Source organism: Vibrio sp. S17_S38, assembly GCF_014694375.1.
GTDB lineage: Bacteria > Pseudomonadota > Gammaproteobacteria > Enterobacterales > Vibrionaceae > Vibrio.
Genome location: NZ_JAAUWW010000009.1, coordinates 107529 through 130422 on the forward strand (window position 1 = coordinate 107529; position 22894 = coordinate 130422).

General features: G+C 40.5%; 26 protein-coding genes. 2 read left to right on the plus strand and 24 right to left on the minus strand.

Annotation, left to right across the window (positions count from 1 at the left end; genetic code table 11):
• Nucleotides 1-265: 265 nt before the first annotated feature.
• Nucleotides 266-1567 carry an urea ABC transporter substrate-binding protein gene (gene urtA, locus HC725_RS08945; protein WP_190331468.1) on the minus strand — a complete coding sequence of 434 codons (1302 nt, stop codon included), beginning with the start codon at nucleotides 1565-1567 and terminating at the stop codon, nucleotides 266-268.
• 325 nt (nucleotides 1568-1892) lie between these two features.
• On the opposite strand from urtA, the gene HC725_RS08950 reads away from it, so the two are divergent.
• Nucleotides 1893-2474, plus strand: a complete 582-nt coding sequence (locus HC725_RS08950; protein WP_190331469.1) for a hypothetical protein — start codon at nucleotides 1893-1895, stop codon at nucleotides 2472-2474.
• Between the two features lie 224 nt (nucleotides 2475-2698).
• On the opposite strand, the gene HC725_RS08955 is transcribed toward HC725_RS08950, so the two are convergent.
• The 19 genes from HC725_RS08955 to HC725_RS09045 form a co-directional block, all read right to left on the minus strand.
• Entirely contained in the window at nucleotides 2699-3322 is a 624-nt protein-coding gene (locus HC725_RS08955) for a flavin reductase family protein (protein ID WP_190331470.1), read from the minus strand.
• 185 nt (nucleotides 3323-3507) lie between these two features.
• On the minus strand, nucleotides 3508-4173 hold the full coding sequence (gene ureG / locus HC725_RS08960; RefSeq protein ID WP_190331471.1) for an urease accessory protein UreG: 666 nt from the start codon (nucleotides 4171-4173) through the stop codon (nucleotides 3508-3510).
• 36 nt (nucleotides 4174-4209) lie between these two features.
• Nucleotides 4210-4926 (minus strand): urease accessory protein UreF, encoded by a 717-nt coding sequence (locus HC725_RS08965; RefSeq protein ID WP_190331472.1) that lies wholly within the window; start codon nucleotides 4924-4926, stop codon nucleotides 4210-4212.
• A 6-nt stretch (nucleotides 4927-4932) separates the two neighbouring features.
• Entirely contained in the window at nucleotides 4933-5523 is a 591-nt protein-coding gene (locus tag HC725_RS08970; protein WP_190331473.1) for a HupE/UreJ family protein, read from the minus strand.
• Nucleotides 5524-5596: 73 nt separating this feature from the next.
• Nucleotides 5597-6079, minus strand: coding sequence for an urease accessory protein UreE (ureE, locus tag HC725_RS08975; protein WP_086960172.1), 483 nt, complete (start codon nucleotides 6077-6079; stop codon nucleotides 5597-5599).
• Between the two features lie 42 nt (nucleotides 6080-6121).
• A complete protein-coding gene (ureC, locus tag HC725_RS08980; RefSeq protein ID WP_190331474.1) occupies nucleotides 6122-7864 on the minus strand; it encodes an urease subunit alpha in 1743 nt (580 codons plus the stop codon).
• 107 nt (nucleotides 7865-7971) lie between these two features.
• Entirely contained in the window at nucleotides 7972-8322 is a 351-nt protein-coding gene (locus tag HC725_RS08985; protein WP_190331475.1) for an urease subunit beta, read from the minus strand.
• A 25-nt stretch (nucleotides 8323-8347) separates the two neighbouring features.
• Nucleotides 8348-8650, minus strand: coding sequence for an urease subunit gamma (gene ureA / locus HC725_RS08990; RefSeq protein WP_190331476.1), 303 nt, complete (start codon nucleotides 8648-8650; stop codon nucleotides 8348-8350).
• Between the two features lie 86 nt (nucleotides 8651-8736).
• Nucleotides 8737-9630: an urease accessory protein UreD gene (locus HC725_RS08995; protein ID WP_190331477.1), complete on the minus strand. Its 894-nt coding sequence runs from the start codon at nucleotides 9628-9630 to the stop codon at nucleotides 8737-8739.
• A 161-nt stretch (nucleotides 9631-9791) separates the two neighbouring features.
• Nucleotides 9792-10355: a transglycosylase SLT domain-containing protein gene (locus HC725_RS09000; RefSeq protein WP_190331478.1), complete on the minus strand. Its 564-nt coding sequence runs from the start codon at nucleotides 10353-10355 to the stop codon at nucleotides 9792-9794.
• A gap of 58 nt (nucleotides 10356-10413) precedes the next feature.
• Nucleotides 10414-11355 (minus strand): OmpA family protein, encoded by a 942-nt coding sequence (locus tag HC725_RS09005; protein WP_190331479.1) that lies wholly within the window; start codon nucleotides 11353-11355, stop codon nucleotides 10414-10416.
• A gap of 2 nt (nucleotides 11356-11357) precedes the next feature.
• Nucleotides 11358-12230 (minus strand): flagellar motor stator protein MotA, encoded by an 873-nt coding sequence (gene motA / locus HC725_RS09010; protein ID WP_190331480.1) that lies wholly within the window; start codon nucleotides 12228-12230, stop codon nucleotides 11358-11360.
• A gap of 2 nt (nucleotides 12231-12232) precedes the next feature.
• A complete protein-coding gene (locus tag HC725_RS09015; RefSeq protein ID WP_190331481.1) occupies nucleotides 12233-12934 on the minus strand; it encodes a sigma-70 family RNA polymerase sigma factor in 702 nt (233 codons plus the stop codon).
• 50 nt (nucleotides 12935-12984) lie between these two features.
• Complete coding sequence (locus HC725_RS09020) at nucleotides 12985-13431, minus strand: flagellar basal body-associated FliL family protein (protein ID WP_190331482.1); 447 nt, start codon at nucleotides 13429-13431, stop codon at nucleotides 12985-12987.
• Between the two features lie 2 nt (nucleotides 13432-13433).
• Nucleotides 13434-14621, minus strand: coding sequence for a flagellar hook-length control protein FliK (locus HC725_RS09025; protein WP_190331483.1), 1188 nt, complete (start codon nucleotides 14619-14621; stop codon nucleotides 13434-13436).
• An 8-nt stretch (nucleotides 14622-14629) separates the two neighbouring features.
• Nucleotides 14630-14920 (minus strand): hypothetical protein, encoded by a 291-nt coding sequence (locus tag HC725_RS09030; RefSeq protein WP_190331484.1) that lies wholly within the window; start codon nucleotides 14918-14920, stop codon nucleotides 14630-14632.
• A 2-nt stretch (nucleotides 14921-14922) separates the two neighbouring features.
• Nucleotides 14923-15315: a flagellar export chaperone FliS gene (locus HC725_RS09035; protein ID WP_190331485.1), complete on the minus strand. Its 393-nt coding sequence runs from the start codon at nucleotides 15313-15315 to the stop codon at nucleotides 14923-14925.
• A gap of 64 nt (nucleotides 15316-15379) precedes the next feature.
• Nucleotides 15380-16705 carry a flagellar filament capping protein FliD gene (fliD, locus tag HC725_RS09040; protein ID WP_190331486.1) on the minus strand — a complete coding sequence of 442 codons (1326 nt, stop codon included), beginning with the start codon at nucleotides 16703-16705 and terminating at the stop codon, nucleotides 15380-15382.
• 69 nt (nucleotides 16706-16774) lie between these two features.
• Nucleotides 16775-17848 (minus strand): flagellin N-terminal helical domain-containing protein, encoded by a 1074-nt coding sequence (locus HC725_RS09045; protein ID WP_190331487.1) that lies wholly within the window; start codon nucleotides 17846-17848, stop codon nucleotides 16775-16777.
• A gap of 248 nt (nucleotides 17849-18096) precedes the next feature.
• Between HC725_RS09045 and HC725_RS09050 the strand changes: the two genes are divergently transcribed.
• Nucleotides 18097-20178, plus strand: a complete 2082-nt coding sequence (locus HC725_RS09050; RefSeq protein WP_194687912.1) for a flagellar biosynthesis protein FlhA — start codon at nucleotides 18097-18099, stop codon at nucleotides 20176-20178.
• A 106-nt stretch (nucleotides 20179-20284) separates the two neighbouring features.
• On the opposite strand, the gene flgA is transcribed toward HC725_RS09050, so the two are convergent.
• From flgA to HC725_RS09070, 4 genes are all read right to left on the minus strand, one after another.
• Nucleotides 20285-21019, minus strand: coding sequence for a flagellar basal body P-ring formation chaperone FlgA (gene flgA / locus HC725_RS09055; RefSeq protein ID WP_190331488.1), 735 nt, complete (start codon nucleotides 21017-21019; stop codon nucleotides 20285-20287).
• A gap of 12 nt (nucleotides 21020-21031) precedes the next feature.
• The gene (locus HC725_RS09060; RefSeq protein ID WP_190331489.1) at nucleotides 21032-21451 is read right to left on the minus strand and encodes a hypothetical protein; all 420 of its coding nucleotides are present in this window, start codon (nucleotides 21449-21451) and stop codon (nucleotides 21032-21034) included.
• Complete coding sequence (locus HC725_RS09065) at nucleotides 21452-21736, minus strand: flagellar biosynthesis anti-sigma factor FlgM (RefSeq protein ID WP_190331490.1); 285 nt, start codon at nucleotides 21734-21736, stop codon at nucleotides 21452-21454. It abuts the gene before it with no gap.
• A 143-nt stretch (nucleotides 21737-21879) separates the two neighbouring features.
• Nucleotides 21880-22890 carry a hypothetical protein gene (locus HC725_RS09070; protein ID WP_190331491.1) on the minus strand — a complete coding sequence of 337 codons (1011 nt, stop codon included), beginning with the start codon at nucleotides 22888-22890 and terminating at the stop codon, nucleotides 21880-21882.
• Between the last annotated feature and the right edge of the window lie 4 nt (nucleotides 22891-22894).

Below are 22894 nucleotides of genomic sequence, written 5' to 3' on the forward strand. Positions count from 1 at the left end.
ATTGTTATTATTAATTTCTTCACGTGATACGTCCCTGTAAAACACGCATTCAGCGATTATTTTTCAACGCTATGATCTTCAACGTTAGTATCTTCAACTGTTATTGAGATAAATTGACGTTCGCAAGGCGAAGCATAAAAACCGAATGCGTGGTGGATCTATCCAACTTCTCTTATCTATCTATACCCAAAATAATTAAAGTTTCAGCTTCAAGTAAATGGGTATATGAAGCCGTAAATCAGCGCTTCACACATCAAAGATAAATTTACTCAGCGCCGAGACATTTCTTCGTCTCAGTATTGTAGCTGCCACAAGAGATTGGTTTGGTCCAATCTGAGATTAAGTGCTCAGAACTTGGTAAGAAATCAGACCAAGCATCGCCTTTCACTTCTTTTTCCGTTTTCCATACCACATCAAATTGACCATCATCTTGAATTTCACCAATTAGAACTGGCTTGGTAATGTGATGATTCGGTAGCATCGTTGCCGTACCGCCCGTTAAGTTGGGCACAGATAAACCAACAATCGCAGCACTGACTTTATCAGTATCGGTTGAGCCCGCTTTTTCGACCGCTTTCACCCATAAATTAAAGCCGATATACGTCGCTTCCATTGGATCGTTTGTCACTCGCTTGTCATCTTTAATGTACTTATGCCAAGTATCAATAAAGGCATCATTGGCTTTAGAATCAACACTCATAAAGTAATTCCATGCGGCTAAATGACCGACAAGCGCCGCAGTATCCATTCCAGACAGCTCTTCTTCACCAACCGAGAATGCAATCACAGGAATATCTTCCGACGACACACCTTGCGCCGCTAGCTCTTTATAAAAAGGCACATTTGCATCGCCATTAATGGTTGAAACCACGGCTGTCTTCTTACCTTCTGAACCAAATTTTTTGATATTAGACACAATCGATTGCCAATCTGAATGGCCAAATGGGGTGTAATTCACCATGACATCGCTATCTGCAATGCCTTTGCTTTTCAGGTAAGCGGCTAAGATTTTATTGGTCGTACGTGGGTAAACGTAATCCGTTCCAGCAAGAACAAAACGTTTAACGCCCAAATCGTTAATTAAGTAATCCACCGCAGGAATCGCTTGTTGGTTTGGCGCTGCGCCGGTGTAGAAAATATTCTTCGAGGATTCTTGACCTTCATATTGAACAGGGTAAAACAAGATGCTGTTGTCTTGTTCAAAGACAGGCAACATGGCTTTACGAGAAGCTGATGTCCAACCACCAAATGTCACTGCCACTTTGTCTTTTTCTATCAATTCACGCGCTTTTTCAGCGTACATTGGCCAGTTAGAAGCGGGATCGACCACAATAGGTTCTAATTTCTTACCCAGAACGCCGCCTTTCTTATTCTGCTCTTCGATCAGCATTAAAACAGTGTCTTTTAAAGTGGTTTCGCTGATCGCCATCGTGCCAGAAAGAGAATGGAGTACACCGACTTTAATCGTATCCGCCGCCTGAACGCTAAATGCGCACGCACTGATCACCGCCGCACTGGCGAGCACTTTTAAACGGGTTTTGAGAGTTTTTTGCACTTTACTTTGCATGGTTATCGCTCCTTGATGAATCACAACCTCATTATGAGATAAACAAAGAAGAGCAAAGACTGTGCCAAAGGAATTAGTACATATTAATTAATGGCTTATATAATAATCACAACATCACAAGGTAAGACATGCTCAAGAATGGTGCGTTGGATGTAAATAAATCACCAAAATAGTGATGTGACTCGAAAGTTTTATTCGTCGAGTAATCAGTGCACTCTTTAAGAGCAAAAAAGTGGAAGTAATATTTTTCAGCATTAAAGGTCAACAGCGTATGCATAGCATGCAATAATACCCGCCATTAACCTTATCAAAAAAGCATCCATACATGACTCAAATGACAGCGAAACAAGAAGATCTACTCGCGATTTTCAAGGCCAATCTTCATCTTCCTAATGGTGGTTTCCATGCTTTAATTGTTGAGCTGGCTTGCGAATATCAACTCCCCTTTCATGCTGTAAAACCGGTGCTTAAACAGTCTCAAAAAATCATCGAAAAAAAGATAAAAACTGACGTGAGCAATATCATTGACTACGATATAACCCAAGATAATTGGTTATCCATCATTAGACATTCATTAGAAGATCTCGCTCAAAACAATCGCCCTTTAATGGATATTCTCATCCAAAGTCAGCCTTATACGAATGCACTTCATGCCATTGAAAAACCTATAATGAATGAATCAGAACGTGAGGAAGCCTTAGAAAACCTTGCGCTGGCTTATGAACAACAAGTGTATAAACCATTAATGGCAATGCTTTATACCTCTAAGCTATATTGGAGAATTTCTGACGATTTATATCAAATGACTTTGGAAAAGCAGCAAGAATTTAGTCACTACCCACATCATATGACGGCAACCCAACATCTGCTTAATTTAAGTGAAAAAGTAAAATCGAAAACCATTTAGACATAATATGAAATCTTACTTTCACGGATCTTGATTTAAGGTAGAACTGAGCTAACAGTAAAACAAGAGAAGCCGCCGATTGTCATTGTTGAAGGCAATTGGTGGCTAATCAATCAGAAAAATGGCAAGTACGGCCAAGCATTGCGATTAAGCTTTATATCGTATCTTTAGAGATAGAAGTGATTTTCTCCGATTTAGATGAACACCAATCTCAAGTTGAAAAACTAAATCGAAGGCCTGCTGATATCAAAACGCTGGGTCTCATCAATTCCATAATAAGCGGACAACCCACCGGCTCGTAGGATGGGTTTTGCCAGCGTGGTTTGATAAATGCCATCCTTTAATAGCCATTCATCAATATGCACCGCCACTACTTCCCCCAAAATGAGCCAACTATCAATTAAGTCACCATTGGCAGCAGTAAGTTGAATGCATTGGGACAATCGGCACTCAAAATTAACCGGGCTCTCGCCAACCAAAGCGGCTTGCACTTTTTTACCGATAACGGCGGTTAAACCGGCACGCATAAACTCATCTTCGCCGCGAGGCACCGTCGCCGAGGTTTCATTCATTTGTACTGCCAAGTCACGAGTAGCGAGATTCCAGACAAATTCTTTGGTCTCCAAAATATTCTGCACGCTGTCTTTAAAACCAATACTCGAAAATCCGATGATCGGCGGCTGGTAATTAAAGCAGTTAAAAAAACTATAAGGGGCGAGATTGCGCTGGCCTTGGCCATTCACAGATGAAATCCACCCAATGGGCCTCGGGCCGATAATGGCGCTGAGCGGATCATGAGCCAAACCATGGCCGAGCGTTGGTTCATAATAGTAACGATTTTTGGGCATTGGGTACCTATTTGACTCATTGTGAAATGAAGAACGAGACATAATCAAAATAATTGCTTATTTTACAATTACAGCCGCTTTTGTCACAACTGATCTTTGTGATAGCCGATCTTTGTGACAACCGATCTTTGTGACAACCGATCCTAGTTACAACCAATCTTTGTTACGACTAAGAGTGGCTGTAACTAAGATTTTGGCGTTAGCATGCCTTCAGTAATAATAAAATCGATAATGAAATCGAGCCCAATACTTTTCTTCAAATTAGTGAAAATATACGGCTTATTCGGACGCATACGTTGTGTGTCCGATTCCATCACTTCAAGCGATGCGCCGACATAAGGCGCGAGATCGATTTTATTGATCACCAATAAATCAGAACGCGTAATACCCGGCCCACCTTTACGTGGGATCTTCTCGCCTTCCGCCACATCAATCACATAAATGGTCAGATCGGCAAGTTCAGGGCTAAAAGTGGCACTTAAGTTATCACCACCGCTTTCAACAAATACCACGTCTAAATTTTTATGACGTTTCGCCAACTCTTCCACTGCTGCTAAGTTCATTGAAGCATCTTCGCGAATCGCAGTATGTGGGCATCCCCCCGTTTCAACGCCAATAATACGGTCGGCATCTAGCGCTTCTGCGCGGGTTAAAATCTTCGCATCTTCTTGAGTATAAATATCATTAGTAACCACTGCGATATTTAAACGATCACGAATGGCTTTACACAATACTTCCAATAACGCCGTTTTTCCGGATCCAACTGGGCCACCAATACCAATTCGTAGCGGTTGTTTATAGCTAAGTTGATTGTAACTATGTTCAATATGCGTGCTTTCTACTTGAGACATTCTCTTTTCCTTTACTTTGCTCATGAGATCCCTCAATTAGGATCTAAAGAGTCTTGTATATTGAGTTTCATGACGACTACTAGCAATCGCCACCGAAGGCGTAAAACTACCAATATCATCATCTTGAATTTGATTGGCTCGCACGATCGCTTGTGGTAACCATTGCGAAAGTTGAATCAAAGATCGTTGCCCTGCTGTTTGCCCTAATGGCACAAGTTTCACCCCCGCCGTGACGATGTTCTCTGCCCAACTCCACAAATAGCCTTGTTGTAAATGATGCAACGAAATACCCCATTGTTTGGCGGCGATACAAAAACCTAATAGCTGATTTTGCGTAGCAGCATTGGGGTCATCTTGCGGCTGCCAACTCGCTTTAATCGGAATATCTAACTGCTTTAAAAGCGTGAATAATGCCTTACCTCGTTGCAATTCCTCCGCACGCAATTCACTGGTTTCACGGCAAGAATAAAGATAGTTACTCCAATACTGAATACAGTCTTCATCATCCTCTTCTAATGCTTGATAAAACTTCGCCACAATCGGTAATTCCAATGTAGTAAGGCTATTCTTGAGCATCATTTCAAGCCATTGCATTAATTGGGATTGATTACTCACCCAAGCTTTTTCAATTGCCCACTCCAACCCTTGCGAATAAGTGAAACCACCAATCGGCAAGGATGGGCTAATCAGTTGAAATAGTCGAAAACAAGCGACATCATTAACTGGATTCTGACTCTGTTGTTCATCAGACATCCGTAATTAAGGTGCCATCATTAATGCGATACCGGATGCGGCAATACCCGCGCTAAGCCACTTGTTTGCCAAAGAAGATCCGGCAACAAAATGTGATAAACGCTCACCGACACACATAATCGCCGCTGCCGAGATCAACATGCCTACACCAAAGCCCGATAATGTTCCCGTCGCTTCAACACCATGAGCGAAACCGTGGAAAAATACCAAGCCAATTGATGCTGTAACTAAAAATTTTGTTAAGGATTCTCGACTGGTAAAGGCATTCCAAATTCCTAATGCCACTACAAAAATTGAAGCTGCAATCATCAGCTCGACACCATTAACCGCACCCACTGCGCTACCGACAATTAAACCGATAGCTAAGCTCATTAATGCGGCAGCAAATAAGCTCAACTTACCTTTAATTGAAGTGTTATTAACAGTAGTGCGGCTAATAAGAATGCCCAGTCCTAGTAACATTGTTAGATGGTCAAATCCCGTCAGTGGATGCAACATACCATCGGCAATCGAGCTGTGGGCCATGTGACCAGGATGGGCAAAAGCAGCCGGTGCCGACAATAATGTAGAAAGAGTCAGTAAGCGTGTGGTTTTCATAATTAACATCCCTTTAAAAATTATAATTCTTTTAACTTTTACTAATAATGTATACCCAAAGTAATACGGGTATTTAATGGTGATGATGCTCGTGCTTATCATCATGTTCGCCGTGACTGTGTCCACCAGAGCGACCACCATACGCACCATCTTCTGGCTCAAACGGAGCTTGCTCGATCGTCACTTTGGCATGCAATCCTGTGACCATGTCATCTAAGACGTGATCGTGTTGGTAACGAACCCAGCCTTGCGAGATTTGCAATGGAACATGTCGGTTACCTAAATGATAAGTGACACGATTGAGCAGTACCGCATCATCACAATAAACGGTTGAAACAGTTTCAGGCGCGGCTTTGATTTCAATATGCAAACCGCATTGGCTTTTTATAATTTGTCCACCACGTAAAATATTACCGCGAGGTAGAAATAAGCCTGCGTCACGTCCATCGTCTAACACCACTTTTAAGCGGCTTTTAATTCGGCTGTTTATTGGCAAGCTTAATGTGCCGTCAATTTTCGGCGGTGTTTCAGTTAAGATCTGTGTTAATTCGATCATATTCGGTCCATTAATATTTTGTTTGATTGAATAATTCGTTTGTTAAAAAAGAAAGTACCGCTGTGCCATTGGCAAGACTTCCGCTGGTTCGCAAGTGAGTAACTCGCCATCGGCATGCACTTGGTAGGTTTGAGAATCAACTTCAATTTTGGGCTGCCAATCATTAAGTTTCATATCGGCTTTAGAAATATTACGGCAGTTTTTTGCCACGCCAATCAAACTGCCTAAACCTAACTGCCCAGCAATGTCTTTCTCTTTGGCCGCTTTTGAAACAAAGATCATCGACGTGTGTTTAGATGCCTGTCCGTAACTGCCAAACATTGAGCGATAATGCACAGGTTGTGGCGTTGGAATAGACGCATTAGGATCGCCCATTGGCGCCATTGCGATCATGCCGCCTTTAATAATAGCGCTTGGTTTCACGCCAAAAAATGCCGGTTTCCATAACACTAAATCGGCCAGTTTTCCCACTTCCACAGAGCCAACTTCATGGCTAATACCATGTGTTATCGCAGGATTTATCGTATATTTCGCTACATATCGACGTAGACGAAAATTATCACTTGGGGTTTGATGTCCAAATTTTTCATCCTGCGCGTCAAAATCAGCTTGATCTTCTTTTAACGGGCCTCGTTGCACTTTCATTTTATGCGCCGTTTGCCATGTTCTTAACACCACTTCTCCGACACGCCCCATCGCTTGAGAGTCTGATGAAATCATCGAGAACGCACCTAAATCATGCAAAATATCTTCCGCGGCAATGGTTTCACGACGAATACGAGACTCGGCAAACGCCACATCTTCGGCAATTGAAGGCGATAAATGGTGGCAAACCATCAACATATCTAAATGTTCATCCACCGTATTCACGGTATAAGGACGCGTTGGATTGGTGGATGAAGGAAGGATATTTGATTCACCACAGGCTTTAATAATATCAGGTGCATGACCGCCACCTGCGCCTTCAGTGTGGTAAGTATGGATAACGCGATCGCCAATAGCAGCCAGTGTCGATTCAACAAAACCAGACTCATTAAGTGTGTCGGTATGAATCGCCACTTGCACATCAGTAAGATCAGCCACAGTTAAACAGTTATCAATCGAAGCCGGCGTTGTCCCCCAATCTTCATGCAGTTTTAAACCAATCACGCCCGCTTCCACTTGCTCAATTAAAGGCTCCGGCAAGCTGGCATTACCTTTACCCAATAAGCCAAAGTTCATCGGAAATTCATCTAACGCTTCAAGCATGCGGTGAATATTCCATGGGCCTGGTGTGCAAGTAGTCGCATTGGTTCCGGTTGCAGGTCCCGTGCCACCGCCAATCATAGTGGTGATACCAGAGGCTAATGCTTCTTCAATTTGTTGCGGGCAAATATAGTGAATATGAGAATCAATTCCGCCCGCAGTCACAATTGAACCTTCAGCGGCAATGATTTCGGTTCCTGGGCCAATCACGATATCAACATTCGGCTGCACATCAGGATTGCCCGCTTTACCAATGCCGCAGATTCGCCCATTTTTAACACCAATATCCGCTTTCACCACCCCCCAATGATCGAGGATCACCGCGTTGGTCAAGACTAAGTCTGGTGTGAATTCGGAGACTAATTGGCTTTGACCTTGGCCATCACGGATCACTTTACCGCCGCCGAATTTGACTTCATCGCCATACACAGTGAAATCTTTTTCGACTTCGAGCCATAATTCAGTATCGGCAAGGCGTAATCGATCGCCAGTGGTTGGCCCAAACATCTCGGCGTAGGCGCGTTTTGAAATTTTTGCCATGTTATAAATCCTTTTAGCGAACCTTATATTTTCTATCTCAGCTATTTTTAAGGTGATCGCTCACATTGGAGATTCCGGAGAACTCGTTCCTCGTTTCCGGAATGACGCTATTTTCCATCCGAATCAAGAGAGCCCATTATCCGCCCTTTAAATCCATACACCTTGCGATTGCCCGCATACGATACCAATTCAACCGTTCTTGATTGACCCGGTTCAAAACGAGTTGCCGTGCCTGCTGGGATGTTGAGTCGAAATCCTTTGGCTGCCTCTCTCTCGAAATTCAACGCATCATTAACTTCAAAAAAATGATAATGAGAGCCAATTTGAACAGGGCGATCGCCTAAATTTTCGACTTTAATTTGAATCGTTTTACGGCCAACATTAAGCTCTATATCACCTGAGCCTGAAATAAGCTGGCCGGGAATAAATGCATTAGGATTCGCATTACTGGTTTTCATCTTCACTTACCCTTAATTTAGCGAGTTATACAATGGGGTCATGTACCGTGACCAGTTTAGTCCCATCGGGAAAGGTCGCTTCAACTTGCACATCAGGGATCATCGACGGCACACCTTCCATCACATCATTGACACCTAAAATGGTACGACCAAAGTTCATCAATTCGGCGACGGTTTTACCTTCACGTGCACCTTCTAAAATGGCGCTACTGAGCAGGGCTACCGACTCTGGATAATTAAGTTTTAAGCCTTTATCTTTGCGTTGTTGCGCCAGCATTCCGGCACAAAATATGAGGAGTTTGTCTTTTTCTCTTGGAGTTAATTCCATTTATATTCGTCCTGATCGGTCATTTTATATCGTCATTGAAGATAACCGTTTCCAAAATGACGTAATTTATCGTTATCGCCTAAAAATTAGGTTGCCCAAATTCGAGGTGGCTCAGGGACATAATCAAACCATTGATGCCTAAATTGCTGCCAGACTAAAGTGAAAACTTCTAGCATGGGTTCTGTCCATTTCCCTAATGCTCGAACCACGATTAATTGATCAATTTGGGTCGCGCCAATTACTAATTCAGTACTCGTTGTAAAGTCTTGAAGCAAATCTTGTACCATTTTAATATCGCTATCATTGGTCGCAGTAATGAAGAAACTGCCTATCATTGGAAAAGATTGTAATCCACTGTTTAATATGGATTTATCCCCTCCGACCAATTGCACGTTTTCAGTGAGAATACGTTTGTCATCGACAAAAATTTGCGTCTTACCCCACACTTTACCTGTGTCGAAGCACTCATTTAGTGCAGGTCGACCAAAGCAGTGCAACTCCCAGCCCATAAATAGTGCACCAGTTTCAATATGAATATCCGTATCAACTCGAACTTGTGCTGTGGGAAAAAAGATGTTTTCTTGGGGGAGCCATTCCAAACAACTTCCAGCTTTCGCCGTTAAGATTTGTTTTTGACGCGCAACTTTACCTTCAGAGCGATAAAATTTCGTTGCGCCTGGAGTGGTGACTAGTGCATGTGCACCAATTTCAGTCGTCGCTTTGATCAATAATTGATCACCGCCCACGACACCACCCGGAGGATGTAAGAGATAGGTATGGCAAACATCGCCTTCAGGATAAAGTGGGCGCTGAATAGCCAGTGGCCCAAGTTGGGTTTTATGGCTGACCACGGTTTTATCACCACGATCGGTGAAACCTAATGTCAGCTCTGCTTTCCATCCATCAGATAGAGGATCAGCAACAGGAGAAATAGAAAAATTTACTTGGGGTGATACTTCAGCAGCAGAGAGACCCGACATGAATAACGACTCCTTTTGTTATCATGTTAATAGTTAACTGATATAAGAGTGCAATTGTCATGCCGAGAGTGGTGAATTTAATTAAAAATTATCGTGGTTAAAAAAAGATTGTCCGTAAATAAGTTAGTTGTAGACAAGGAAATGAATGATTAGAAAACCCGTTAATAGTCCATATTTTTGCGAACGTAATCTAAAATTTTGGCATAACCATCAGCGTAACGATCAGCATATCCATTCCGATTAGCTGGGTTATGATAGCGACCTGCCGCCTTTGCCCAATCCCCTACTTTTTCATACTCTTCTAACATGATTTCAGCTGCAATACGGGCATTTTCATAAGGATTAGCTAAAGCTTCTATTGATTCAGTTCTGTAACCATTCCATTTCCAATTAACTTGAAATAAACCGACATCAAAACTCGTTTGACCTTGTTGGATAAGAAAGCGTGATTGCCGCACGAGGTCTTCATAGCTGGCAAAACGCATTCCTTTATAGTTTTGATTCATGGTGTAAGGCCAAGGTGCGTAGCGACCATTTATCATTTTGGTGTTACTTTCCTTAATCGCTAATGCATATAAGACATCGGCGGGAATACCATGCTGTGATGCCATTGTGATGAAAAAAGGAGGAATGGGATTCTTGTTGGCAGCGGCATGCACGCCACCACTCACTAAAAAGTTAAGTGCTACAAGAAACAGAAGACGTGATAATTTTAACCTATTCACCTATTCACCTATTCACCTATTCACCTATTCACCTATTCACCTATTCACAGCCGTTCGATTAAATCGCATCAAAGGAAGATTGCCACTTATTATTATCAGCTTCTATAACGGCTTTAGCTTTTGATTTTTTATAATCAGCAACATATTGGTGAGCCTCTCCACCTTCTTTCATATCGCCATTTTTATAGATAGTCGACATAATCTCTTTCGCACTTCTGGTTAGAATAAATAACTCAACGCGTCTATTTACGCTGCTTCTAGTATCTTCAGGATTTAATGGTGCGGTATCTGCCATTCCACTAACTTGAAAAATATGAGACGCGGGCACACCACTTTGAACCAGTGTATCGCGAGCAATATTGGCTCTTTGCGAAGATAAATCCCAATTAGATTGTTTACGCCCAATGAATTTAACCGAATCAGTATGCCCTGTAATTATCATGGAGTTTTTTATCGAGTGGATAAGCGGAGCCAAATTCATTAACAGATCTTGGTAATAAGGCGTAATACTGCTTCCGCCTCGGTAGAACATACTGCCCTTGCTTGAATCTGAAATAACTAATTTTAATCCCTGAGGTGTCACTTCTAAATTGACACTATTATTGGGATCAATATCGTCTAGCTTAGAATCGATAAAATTAGCCAGCATAGTTAATTCTTGCTGTGTATTAAACTCGCCATCAATAAGAGAGCTATCTTCGATGACAAACTGCTTAAGATCGGGATTACGACTGGTCGCCACTTGCGGCAATTGTATTGGGCTGATTGAATTACCAAGACCATTGCCGTGATCAACAAGTTCTAACGTGCCATTCTTCATAAAATTGATGAACTTTTCTTTATCTTCTGTATTAATCACTTGAAGGATCCACATGACTAAAAAAAAGCACATCATTGAGATCATAAGATCCGCCATGGCGACTTCCCAAGCACCACCTTTCTTGCCGCCTTTGTTTTTCCGTTTGATTTTTCTGATAACAATCGTCGGCTCATTTTGCATAATTAAGCCTTACTCGAACGAAGTTCTTTAATCGAATTTTCTAACTCAACAAAGCTTGGTTTCTCAGAAATTTCAATATTTTTTCTAGCCGCGTTAACGCAAAAATGAGGACTATTTTTTTGATAGTAAGACGTAATAATCGATTTCACACATTGCAGAGGAATCGTTTGGTCTTTAGCAATATTGGCCATTGCACTGGATAAAGGACCCAGCAGGCAATAACACGCAAACACCCCAGTGAAAGTCCCAACTAGTGCGCTCGCAATATTTCGACCAATTTCAGCAACACCATTATCCAACCCTTGCATAGTTAAAATAATGCCCATTACTGCGGCTAAGATGCCTAAACCTGGTGCAGATTCCGCCGTCGCATGCATGCGTTCAGATGGCTTTTCCAGTTCTTCTTCTAAAAAAGCAATTTCTTCTTCAAGCACTGCTTCAATATCATGCGAAGAAAGCTTTCCTTTTGACAAAATAAAAACACGATAAGAATCCACAATAAAACTCATGGTGAACTTATCAGCAGCAATCAAAGGATATTTTTGGAAAATATCACTCTCTTCAGCTTGTTCGATATGCTTATCTAAGGCTTTGTCACCTTGAGCTTGATGATCTTTTAATAACTCAAAATTTAAGCTTAAAAGCTCGTTATAGAACTCTTTATTATAAATAGATTTTTTAAAACACATCCTTACTTGTTGCAGCATTAATTTCAGCGTATTTTTTTTAGTCGCGATGATCATACCGCCAAATGCCGCACCAAAAATGATCGCGATTTCAGATATTTTGAACAATGCCGTAAAGCGCCCCCCGTGCAAAACAAAACCACCAAAAACCACCGCAACAATTAAAGTAAATCCCAGAAGTTGTTTCATAATCAATCTACCTTTAAATTATTTTTTAGCATTTGAATGCCATTTCGTTTTATTCTTTTTACGATAGTCTCAGTAGTGGACAATGTAGCGGCGATTTCAGGCACACTCATTCCAACAACAAACATGAGATACATGACTTTTTTGACATCACTCGGAAGTGTATTTAATGAATCTTTTACTTTATTGACTAAATATTCTTTCTCCGCGCCTTCGTCATCATCTGCAGCCAGAATGCTTTCATACATCACTACATCTTCAAAAGTCACATCAATCATTTGATACGCTCGAAGCTGATCAAGCGATATATCCATATATTGGGATAATTCAATGTCCGTTGGTGAGCGAAGCAATTGGCTAGCAAGATATTTTTCAGATTTTTTCAAAGTAGATAACATTTTACGGTCATTGCGCTTTAAGAAGTCACGACTACGAATTTCATCAATAATGGCGCCACGAACTCTCACTGCACTGGCATTTTTAAATTCTTGTCCGATAATATGATCAAATTTGCGGATTTCTAGCAATACTGCTAACAACGCGCACTGTCTTAATTCATCAAGAACAAACTCATTGAATAAATTGCCATAAAAACGTAGATGTCCATTAATCATACTCAAAGCTTCATTCACTGCTTGAGCTTCAATGGCCTGTTTCTCATTTAGACTTTTAAGATCGGTCTTTTGGTATGTTTTTCTGTGCAACATCGATAAAAACACCTTTTCAACGTTCTAAATAAGATCTACCAGATCCTGCTTTACTGATAGATAGCCTTTGTTACCAACACTTCATCTACCGGTAAGCCCATCGTATCTATCACCAAATGTTGAACATCTTTTTGCAAATTACTGACAAATTTTCGATCATAAAAATAGCCCACAGACTTAGTGCTAAACTCATTCAACAAGGCATTACGAATGTGACTTTTTGCTTTTTCGACTTGGACTTGATCAAGCGGCGCGGTGTAAATAGAAAGATCGAGCAACAGTAATTTTTGATGACGACCATCATTGACCGGAATTAATGTATCGGTTAATAAAACCTCAACATTATTGGATTGCTTTATTGCGATGACATTGCTGTCTTTTGGCTTCACTAAATTGGTAATTTGCGTTAAATCGTATTTTGAATAAACAAAAAAACCACCGCCTATCAACAGGAATACCAATACAATACTTACCCACTTTCCAACCGTCATTTTCATTACTACACCTTTGCTAAAAATGCGTTATTGATAGATTCTTCATTATCTTGTTTAAGATTAGACACCTCGCCCACACTATTCGACAAAATAGAATCTGTATCGCCGCCAAGCGTTGCCTCACTATTTTGTTGCTGTTGATCGGGCAGTGAAAGAGAGACAGTGACTTGTGCGTTCATGTCTAAAGACATATCGGTGCGTAATCGATCTATCGTAGTTTGAATAGCTTCTCTGGTATGTGGATTATTTGCGGTTAAATGGACCGTAATTTTATCGCCATCCAGTTTCACCTTTAATTCAATTTTACCCAGCTCCGGTGGATCTAATCGAATTGTGGCACTCGGCGATTTAGAGTTGATCTGTAAATCCAGCTTATCTGACACCATCGAGAAAATTTGCTGTTGAAAATCCTTTTTAGCTAACATTGGATTAGCATAAATACTTGAAGTAAACGTCATAGATTGCTGAGTCGCATTGGTGTTATTAAGTGCTGCAACATTATGAGCGTTTGACGTATTGGCATTGGCGACCGATTTCGCAATAAGATCGATAGTGCTAGACAATAAATCGGTTGGAGATGATTTTACTGACCCTATTTTGTCACCCGAAACATTCAATTCAGGTTTATTTGTTATTAGTTTATTTACTATTGGTAGTTCGGCGGTTAATTCAGACTTATTCTCGATTTCCGGTTTTACCATTAGTGATTCACGCATAACCTGAGCCGGTTGATCCGAAAGAGTTTTTGGAGCTCTCATTAACGGTGTCGTCGGTATTTTTTCCGTTACCGCTATTGAAGGTTGAGTTGTAGCATCTGCACTTCCTGATACTTTATCTGGACTTAATGTAGTCGGGTCCAATACTTGGCTTACGACAATATTATCGGCATCACTTTTTTGCTCACCATCAAGAGTAAGAGACTGTTGCGCATCTTCTACATGTTCCATTTTTTGTTCCAGATCGGCCAATGCCGCATCTTGATCTAGCGGCGTCTCACCTTTGTGATCTTTCTCTGCCTGCGCCATTTTTTCCAAAAAATCATGTTTGCCTCCAACACTCTCTGATGTTGATGAAGCAGTCTCAGCCGATGCCGCCGAATCAGGCGGTGTTGTGGTTTTCGATATGATGCTATCACCACCAGAACTTAACGACGGTTTATTAATACTTGATGATTGAATTGAGCTCATAATCATATTGATAACTATCCACGTTGAGTCGCAAGTTGCACTTTGGAATACGCTAAATTTCGGGTTTTATTTTTATTAAACACACCCATTTTTTCACCTAAATTTTCTTTCTCTTCTGTAACCATTTGATGCGCAAGTGTATAAGAGTGCTTTAGCGCTTTGATAACTTCAGGATATTTTGACTGGTTTATTTTTGGCAATTGCCTCGCCAACAATTCCGTCACGTGATGAATAGTGTCAAAGTCACGTTCTTGTTGCGCTTTATCTAATACGCTAATTAATCCCTTTAGCTTTTTTTCTAACATGCTCACGCTACCTGTTCTAACAATCCTTCCCAGCCTTCTTTCAGATCCGTCAGTACTTTTTTAACCTCCGCAAGCTGCACTAAATCCATATCTTTTGATACCGAGAAAATGCTGGCAATAGAATGTTCGTAGAGATTATGAATATTATCGATAAGTGGCTCATTGAGATCTAAATCAAGTGAAGCATCCAAAGTGATGAGAATATCGATAATTTTTTGTGCGGCTTTCGCTTTCTTCTCAAAATCTTTGCTTTCAATAGCATGAGCAAGCACATCAAGTTCCGTATCTAATCTCTTATGCAACATAGCATTGAGCTCAAAACTGTTGGATACCGACGCGTTAGCATTGATTTGAGTATTGGCATAAGCGCTTTTCGCATTTCGTCCAAGTAACATGAATGACTTCCTTCTATATAAATAGGTTTTCTGCACAAGTAGCTTTTCTAAACAAATAGCTTCTTTACACAAATAAGTTTAATACTGAGTCCATGCTCGACTGCAATGAATTCAACTGAGTAAATTGTGCTAAATAACGATCATAAAGTGAGTTATAACGATCATCTAAACGAGCCAGCTGATCGTTATATTCTTGAACGTTATCGTTTAAATCCTCTTTCTTACGCTTGATGATGCCAGTTGAGAAATCGGTGTATTTATCCAAGCTATCTTCTAATTTAGAAAACAACCCATCATCACCTTTAAACACCTCATCAATATCAACATTCTTAATGTTTTCTTTAAAATCGGTAGCATCGACTTTTAATTCTCCGCTTCGATCCAATGAGATCCCCAATTCATACAATCGAACCCCACCATGTTCACTTCGAATAATATTTTTAAGCTCACTGCTTAGTCCTTTAATGCTGCTATCACTGGCTAGAACACCACGCCCTTCATCTGCGCTACCAATGGCGGTGTAATCTGAGATTAACGACAATACTTCGTTATAACTGGTCACAAATTCATTAAGTGCTTTAAGCGTTGCATCTTCATCTGGGGCAATAGAAACTCCCACACTGCTATCATCTACAGCTTGTGGCTTTTTCAAGTTAACCGTGACGCCATCGACTATATTTTCGAATTTATTGGATTGGCTAGTCAGCTTAGCGCCGGTACCTTGTTCACCTAGCCAAACAATGGCATCTTTCGCCACTTTAATTGGGTTCTCGGTGGCACTTAACGCTTGGCTCGCAAGGCCAGTATCCGCACTCGCCGCAATATTAAAGGTATGATCAGTGCCAGTTTCCACAGCCGAAAATATCACTTTTAATTCACCATCAGTACGAACTATCGAGGATGTCACCTGATCGCCCATCTCTTTATTGAAATATTGAGTAAATTCCACCAAAGACACATCACCGGTACCGTCGGTATCGGCCAACGATAAATCAAGATCAACGTTCGTGCCGTTCACATCAATCGAAAAAGTACCGTTAGTGGCAAAAGTATCGGTTACCTTCTCTGCGGTTGTATCCATGATCAATTGATGAGATGACGCGGTTTGCTCAACAAATAAATCCAAATTTAAGTTGGTAACGTTACCTGAAACCGTTAGATCAAAAAATTCATCCGTTGTCGTTTCTGCCGAACTTTTACCAATGGTGTCACCACCACGTTTGGTAAATTCATAAATTTTTTTATCTAACGAATCCAAAGACGCTTTAATTTTGTCATAAGCCGAAATCTGGCTATTGGCGGTTTTAATTTTGGTGCCATAAGAGTTTTCAAATGGTTGCACATCATAAGTAGCCAATTGTGAAGCCATAGCCGCTGCATCTATGTTCATTTTTACTCCTTAAAAACAACATAAGGATGAGCCATATCAGCCCACCCTTACTATCAATTCAGTTCTTGATTAACCCAACATAGACATCGCTAGTTGAGGAACCATTTTGGTGGTAGACAGCATTTTCGCACCAGTTTGAACTAACATTTGTTGCTTAGTCATTTCGCCAGACTCGCTTGCAAAATCGGTATCCATAATACGACCAGTAGACGCGTCTAGGTTTTCTTTCATTTGCGTCATGTTAGCAATGTTATGTTCGATACGGTTGATGTTGGCACCTAGGTTAGAACGTTGGGCAGTCACGTCTTGTAGGAAGCCACCTGTTGCTGGTACTGCATCTCCAGCGCCTACTGAAGTTTCAGGAACAGCCGCAGAACCACCTAATGCTTTCATGGCTGCTTGTGCATTGTCAGCAGAAGAAAGATCACCAATAGAACTCACAAAACCTGAAATACCGCTCATGTCCATCGCGACGTTCAGCGTCTCGTTTGTAGTAGAACCCGTTTGGAATTTCATACCCCCTTCAACCGTTCCATCTTTAACCGCTTGTGCAGCAGTTTCTGCGTCTGTTTGAGCCGTAGCCAAGTCTGCTATTAAGCCATCAGTAATGGTTGAATCTGCCCCATCATCATCTAAAGCTTGTTGAGCAGTAGCTAACGCTGTATTCGCATCATTAACAGCATCAGACAAATCAGTCGGAACAGTTTCTGCTTGAGAAAGACCAGAACCCGCTAGAAGTTTCTGACCACCAAAGTTGGTGTTTTCAAGAATATTGGCCATTTCTTTGCCAAGTGCTTGATATTCACCATTCAATGCATCTAAGTCAGTTTGAGAATTGGTGCCGTTTGCCGCTTGAGTGGCAAGATCGTTCATGCGCGCGCCAATATTACCTAGCTCTTCTAACGAACCTTCTGCCGTTTGCAGTAGGCTAGTTGCGTCTTGAGAATTACGCATAGCAACTGACATACCACGAGACTGAGTCGACAAACGGTTAGCAATTTGCAGGCCTGCTGCATCGTCCGCCGCTGAATTAATACGGTTACCGGTAGATAGACGCTCCATAGAAGAAGTTAATGCATTATTTGAGCTGTTGATTTGGTTAATGGTCGTTTGTGACGCAAAGTTAGATGCAATAGAAATCATAATGTTCAATCCTTTATTAAAAATAATAACGAGATATTCTTTCTCACAAACATGTAACGACCGTTTTTCAGATTTCTTTCAAATTATTTTATATTTTTTTAAAACCAACAATCAATTAAATACGCAAAAATCGATACAAGCCTCATAAACAATAGATTTAAGTTAGCATTCTTTTTAAAAAAAACATAAAATAAATGATATAACTTTTCATAAAAGTAACTTTAATTACAAAAAAACGGTACTATAAATTGAAAAACATAACAGCACTAAACTCAAAAACAGCGATCCCGATTGTGCTGCTACTCATCCTTGCGATGATTATCCTTCCTTTACCACCTATCCTGCTCGATACCATATTTACCTTTAATATCGTGCTTGCCATCATGATTTTATTGGTTTGTAGCACCACTAAAGATGTCTTGGAATTTTCAGTTTTCCCTACCTTACTTTTGATTGCCACACTCTTACGACTCACACTAAACGTAGCATCAACGCGAATTGTCCTTTTAGAAGGCCATAATGGTGGCGCGGCAGCCGGTAAGGTAATTCAAAGCTTTGGTGAAGTCGTAATTGGCGGCAGCTATGTGGTCGGTATTGTGGTTTTTGCTATCCTCAGCATTGTCAACTTTATGGTGATCAGTAAAGGGGCTGAGCGAGTCAGTGAAGTTTCCGCCCGATTCACCTTGGACAGTATTCAAGGCAAACAAATGGCGATTGAATCGGATATGAATGCCGGTGCGATTGATCAAGAAGAAGCCACAAAAAGACGTGAAATACTCGGTCAGCAAGCCCACTTTGGTGGTGCGATGGATGGGGTGTCCAAGTTTGTTAAAGGCGATATTATTGCCGGTATTTGTATTCTATTTATTAACTTAATTGGTGGCTGCTTAATCGGTATTTTTGAACATGGCATGAGCAGTAAAGATGCTTTTCAAACTTACGCATTATTAACCATTGGTGATGGTCTTGTAGCGCAAATTCCATCTCTCTTATTGGCGACAGCAACCGCTGTGATTGTGACGCGTATTAGTGATGATGATAAAGACATCGCACAATCCATTCGCGGGCAGCTTCTCTCGAAACCCTCGATTTTATTTATGACTGGTGGCGTTATGTTTGTCATCGGTTCAGTGCCAAATATGCCGCATATGGCGTTTTACTTATTCTCAGGTATTTTGGTTTTTGTCGGTTGGAAACAGTCCAAATATATTCCTTCTGAAGTAGACGAACCTAAAACTGATAATAAGCCTATTCTCAAAAATCATTTAGATGAGCCGTTAAGCTGGGCGATGATCCCACATGTTGAACCAATCAAACTACACATCGGGTTTAAACTGGTTCCATTAGTCACTAAATCCAAACAAACTGCCTTGCTCAAAAGTATTCGTGGTTGTCGTAAAACCCTCAGTGAACAAATTGGTTTCGTGATCCCTGAAATCATGGTGAAAGATGATTATTCGCTGCAACCCAATGAATACGTAATTTATGTAGATGGTGATGCAATTGAAAGTGGTCGCGTTGAACCCGACATGCTGATGGTGGTCGGTGCAGAGCATGAGTTAAATCAGATGGATGGCATTATTGGTGTCGATCCCGCTTACCAGCTCCCAGCACTGTGGATTGAGATTGATAAGAAGGCAGAAGCCATTAGACGTGAGCTTCAAATAATCGATGTACATGACGTGATAGCCACCCACATACAAAAAGTATGTATTGAATATTTGGATTCCATTTTTAACTATGATGACGTTAAAGGCGTCAATGATCGCTTGGCAAATGCTCACCCCGAATTGATGGATACCTTGAGTAAAGTGGTGACCCCTAGCCTTGAAATGCAAGTGCTCAGACAATTACTTTCCGAACAAGTACCCATTACCAATATTCGAACTATTGCTAATACCTTGATTGAAAGTATTGAATCAACCAAAGATGCCGTCATGCTGGCCTCCAATGTACGTGTGGCGTTAAAACGGTCTATTATGAACCTTGTCACGCCAGATTCTCGCTTATTAAACGTCTTTGATTTAGGACCAAGCTTGACTGATAGCTTGCATCAATCCATCAATAATTCATTACAAAATAACCCTAATTTGTCGTTAGATGCAGTGATTGTTCATCAAGAAGATTTAATTGTATTTCAAAATAAAATGCCAACCGTCGTACAAACCATGAACTCACAAAACGCTCAACCTATTTTGTTAGTCCCACCGACCATGAGACCAATCATTAGCAAATTGACCAAATCATTTGCCAAAGACTTAGTGGTATTAAGCTTCAACGAGATACCAAATGAATATTCCATTAATGTATTTGGTACGATTGAGAAGTAACCAATATAAACTGAATAAACAAAAGGCTTAGATTTCATCAATCTAAGCCTTTCTTGTTTTTTCCGATATATCTATGATGTAAGAGCCTAATAAATAAACATCTAAGCTAGTACACTTCAACAGTGCCTTTGCTGGTCAACTCACCAATAATCTCATTCCCAGAACTGGTGTTTTTTACCGTGAGTTTATCGCCGACCATGGCCGATTCAGTAGCGACACCATTGGCTTGAATCGCGAATGATTGGGATTGATACATGATCACAACATTTTGACCAGAAATAACATCATAATCATACTGAAGATGTGCATCCGTAAAATATTGCCCTTGCCTTACACCACGCCGTAATTTTTTATTGATGAGACGAGATTTATTACGAATAATTTTATAGGGATAAGAAAGCGTGATCCAATCCTCTGTCAAATCGTTACTATCTAGTCTCTGCCCACGTTTTAACGGTTTAGTGGATATTGGCAAAAAGATGTCAGCTATTGCATTGGTTGAAGCCGATATACTCCATAATTGTCCACATTCAATCCGCCACCTTTCATTACCAAGTAAAATAGTGGCTTTCGGTTCTGTATATAGAGGAATTTCACAAGGTTCAAAGCGTTTTGCCGCTGAGGGCAGGCGAATATTAATCTCTATGTTTCGAGACTGATGGTATGAGTGTTGAATACTTTGATAAATTTGATCTTGGAGAAAAGTGCGTATTTGGGAGTCTGCACTTTTTTGTAACTCAACACCTTTCTGTAATTCAATACTTTCAGTAACCTTGGAGAGTGCTTGTGGCGCAAATATGCAAAGACAAACCATGGTTAAATGATTAAGTTTCTTTTGCACAGTTCACCTACCTTACGCTTTTATTTCAAATGATGCGTGACTCATAGCCTCGCTTAATATCGCGTGTTGTTGCTCCATTAATCGTTGCTGCTCTTCCATTTTGTCTTTGCAAATAAGCAGCTCATCATTCAGCTTTTTATTTGCGCGATACATGGTATGCATCATTTTTTCAGGTAAACGCTTAATGACTTTGTCAAAGAAATCAGATGAACTCACTCCGAACTTATTCGAAATTTGCTCGCGTTGTAAGTGCATTTTTTGAATATCCGCACTTAAACGGATGATCTCATCATTATGATACGCCACCATTAAGTGATCGATTTTAACTCCAGCCATTCGCATGTCATCAATATGAATGCCGATCTGCTTAGCCAAGTCGGTACTTTTCATGGTTAAGGCATAAAATCTCTTAATAAGATCAATTTGCTTCATTTACTTTTTTACCACACTCACCAAAGCATTCGCCAATTCATCCATATCAAACGTCATTTCGCCTGACTTTAGCATTGCTCGAACCGATTCAACTTTATTGACATCAAAGTCGCTACTGGATTTCAGCTTATCTACACCATCACGAATTAACGCTTGGTCGGCGACATTAATATTAACCGTTTGTAGTTCGGATTTTTGCTGCTTTTGAACCTGTTCAGGCTCAACTTTAGTCTTAACCTGCAAAGGGATAATATTTCTTGGTGATTCAATTTTAAAACTGCTCATTATCTAATTCTCATCATTGGTGCTTCTTACTACTATATAACGACCAAAAAATAGATTTAGTTCAAAGCCAAAATAAAAATTTGCCTGTTTCTCTCATACTACGTTAAAGATTAGTGAAATAAGCAATGCGTCTCGAATCTAAATTACTTCAATAATGAAATCACATTGTCTTTTGAAGGACCAATGTAAGCTCGCTGTATTATTCTTGCCGATTTCATTGCGTCACCGACCAAATCACTCTTTATCTTACTAGCTTGTTCGTTTGTTGTTTTTGCGCATAACGGTATTAATTGAATCGATTTTTCTGAAATAGCGCCAGATACTAATACCGTATTTTTAAAAACCTGTTGTAAATGTTTAATGACCGCATTAACACGATCTAACGCGCCATTGCCATTCAAGTCCAGCATGGTGATATGTTCAATCGTTGGGACTAAAGGCGATACTTGAAAAGTCAGCGGCTTCTCTTGTGGATATCGATAACCATTACCAGACACATGCGCATTCAAATCCCATTTTCGCCACTGGAGGTCAGACATTCCAATGATCAATTCGTCATTGTCTCCAGTACGCATCTTAAATTTTGCTAATGAAAACATCACGGAGAATTTTTGTATTTTAGCCATTTTACTGTCTAATCGGCTAAACATTAGAGGTACCATTCGATTGAAAATATGCAGTGTCACCAACTCATCACTAAACGGTTCACGCTTCAAATCTAAACTCTGGATAGTAAACTCAATTTGTTGTAATTCTTGCTGTATTGGTTGAAAAGACGAATCTAATATATAGCTACCAAAACACTGAGTATCCACACATTTTTGAATATGAGCTTTTGCCATATCAACATTATTTAATGTTTCAATATCACGCTTACCCGATTGGATGACTTGCTCAATTAAGAGGACAGATCGTAAAATCTCTTTCAATAAAGATTGAGCAATCTGGATCATGGATAAGCTTTTATGTGTATCTGAGACTTCTGAAATTAAACGTGGTCGCTCTTGCAACCTAGATAAATATTTGAATTTCGCTTTACTGGCTTGGTTAAGTGTACTAATCGCCGCAGTTGGTGACGCTTTAGATATATTAGACGTTTTCGACGTAAGATTTGTCGAACCAATACCAATGCCTAAAATGGACTTTGCTTGCATCTAA

Excerpts from the sequence above, each read along its gene's own strand:
- HC725_RS08955 (WP_190331470.1), bottom strand. The coding sequence starts at position 3,322 with ATGCCCAAAAATCGTTACTATTATGAACCAACGCTCGGCCATGGTTTG.
- ureC (WP_190331474.1), bottom strand. The coding sequence starts at position 7,864 with ATGGCAAAAATTTCAAAACGCGCCTACGCCGAGATGTTTGGGCCAACC.
- urtA (WP_190331468.1), bottom strand. The coding sequence starts at position 1,567 with ATGCAAAGTAAAGTGCAAAAAACTCTCAAAACCCGTTTAAAAGTGCTC.
- HC725_RS09015 (WP_190331481.1), bottom strand. The coding sequence starts at position 12,934 with ATGTTGCACAGAAAAACATACCAAAAGACCGATCTTAAAAGTCTAAAT.
- HC725_RS09005 (WP_190331479.1), bottom strand. The coding sequence starts at position 11,355 with ATGCAAAATGAGCCGACGATTGTTATCAGAAAAATCAAACGGAAAAAC.
- HC725_RS09070 (WP_190331491.1), bottom strand. The coding sequence starts at position 22,890 with ATGCAAGCAAAGTCCATTTTAGGCATTGGTATTGGTTCGACAAATCTT.
- HC725_RS08985 (WP_190331475.1), bottom strand. The coding sequence starts at position 8,322 with ATGAAAACCAGTAATGCGAATCCTAATGCATTTATTCCCGGCCAGCTT.
- HC725_RS09045 (WP_190331487.1), bottom strand. The coding sequence starts at position 17,848 with ATGATTTCTATTGCATCTAACTTTGCGTCACAAACGACCATTAACCAA.
- HC725_RS08965 (WP_190331472.1), bottom strand. The coding sequence starts at position 4,926 with ATGTCTGATGAACAACAGAGTCAGAATCCAGTTAATGATGTCGCTTGT.
- ureA (WP_190331476.1), bottom strand. The coding sequence starts at position 8,650 with ATGGAATTAACTCCAAGAGAAAAAGACAAACTCCTCATATTTTGTGCC.
- HC725_RS08970 (WP_190331473.1), bottom strand. The coding sequence starts at position 5,523 with ATGAAAACCACACGCTTACTGACTCTTTCTACATTATTGTCGGCACCG.
- ureG (WP_190331471.1), bottom strand. The coding sequence starts at position 4,173 with ATGTCTCAAGTAGAAAGCACGCATATTGAACATAGTTACAATCAACTT.
- motA (WP_190331480.1), bottom strand. The coding sequence starts at position 12,230 with ATGAAACAACTTCTGGGATTTACTTTAATTGTTGCGGTGGTTTTTGGT.
- HC725_RS09035 (WP_190331485.1), bottom strand. The coding sequence starts at position 15,315 with ATGTTACTTGGACGAAATGCGAAAAGCGCTTATGCCAATACTCAAATC.
- ureE (WP_086960172.1), bottom strand. The coding sequence starts at position 6,079 with ATGATCGAATTAACACAGATCTTAACTGAAACACCGCCGAAAATTGAC.
- fliD (WP_190331486.1), bottom strand. The coding sequence starts at position 16,705 with ATGAACATAGATGCAGCGGCTATGGCTTCACAATTGGCTACTTATGAT.
- HC725_RS09065 (WP_190331490.1), bottom strand. The coding sequence starts at position 21,736 with ATGAGCAGTTTTAAAATTGAATCACCAAGAAATATTATCCCTTTGCAG.
- HC725_RS09060 (WP_190331489.1), bottom strand. The coding sequence starts at position 21,451 with ATGAAGCAAATTGATCTTATTAAGAGATTTTATGCCTTAACCATGAAA.
- HC725_RS09020 (WP_190331482.1), bottom strand. The coding sequence starts at position 13,431 with ATGAAAATGACGGTTGGAAAGTGGGTAAGTATTGTATTGGTATTCCTG.
- HC725_RS08995 (WP_190331477.1), bottom strand. The coding sequence starts at position 9,630 with ATGTCGGGTCTCTCTGCTGCTGAAGTATCACCCCAAGTAAATTTTTCT.
- HC725_RS09030 (WP_190331484.1), bottom strand. The coding sequence starts at position 14,920 with ATGTTAGAAAAAAAGCTAAAGGGATTAATTAGCGTATTAGATAAAGCG.
- HC725_RS08950 (WP_190331469.1), top strand. The coding sequence starts at position 1,893 with ATGACTCAAATGACAGCGAAACAAGAAGATCTACTCGCGATTTTCAAG.
- HC725_RS09025 (WP_190331483.1), bottom strand. The coding sequence starts at position 14,621 with ATGATTATGAGCTCAATTCAATCATCAAGTATTAATAAACCGTCGTTA.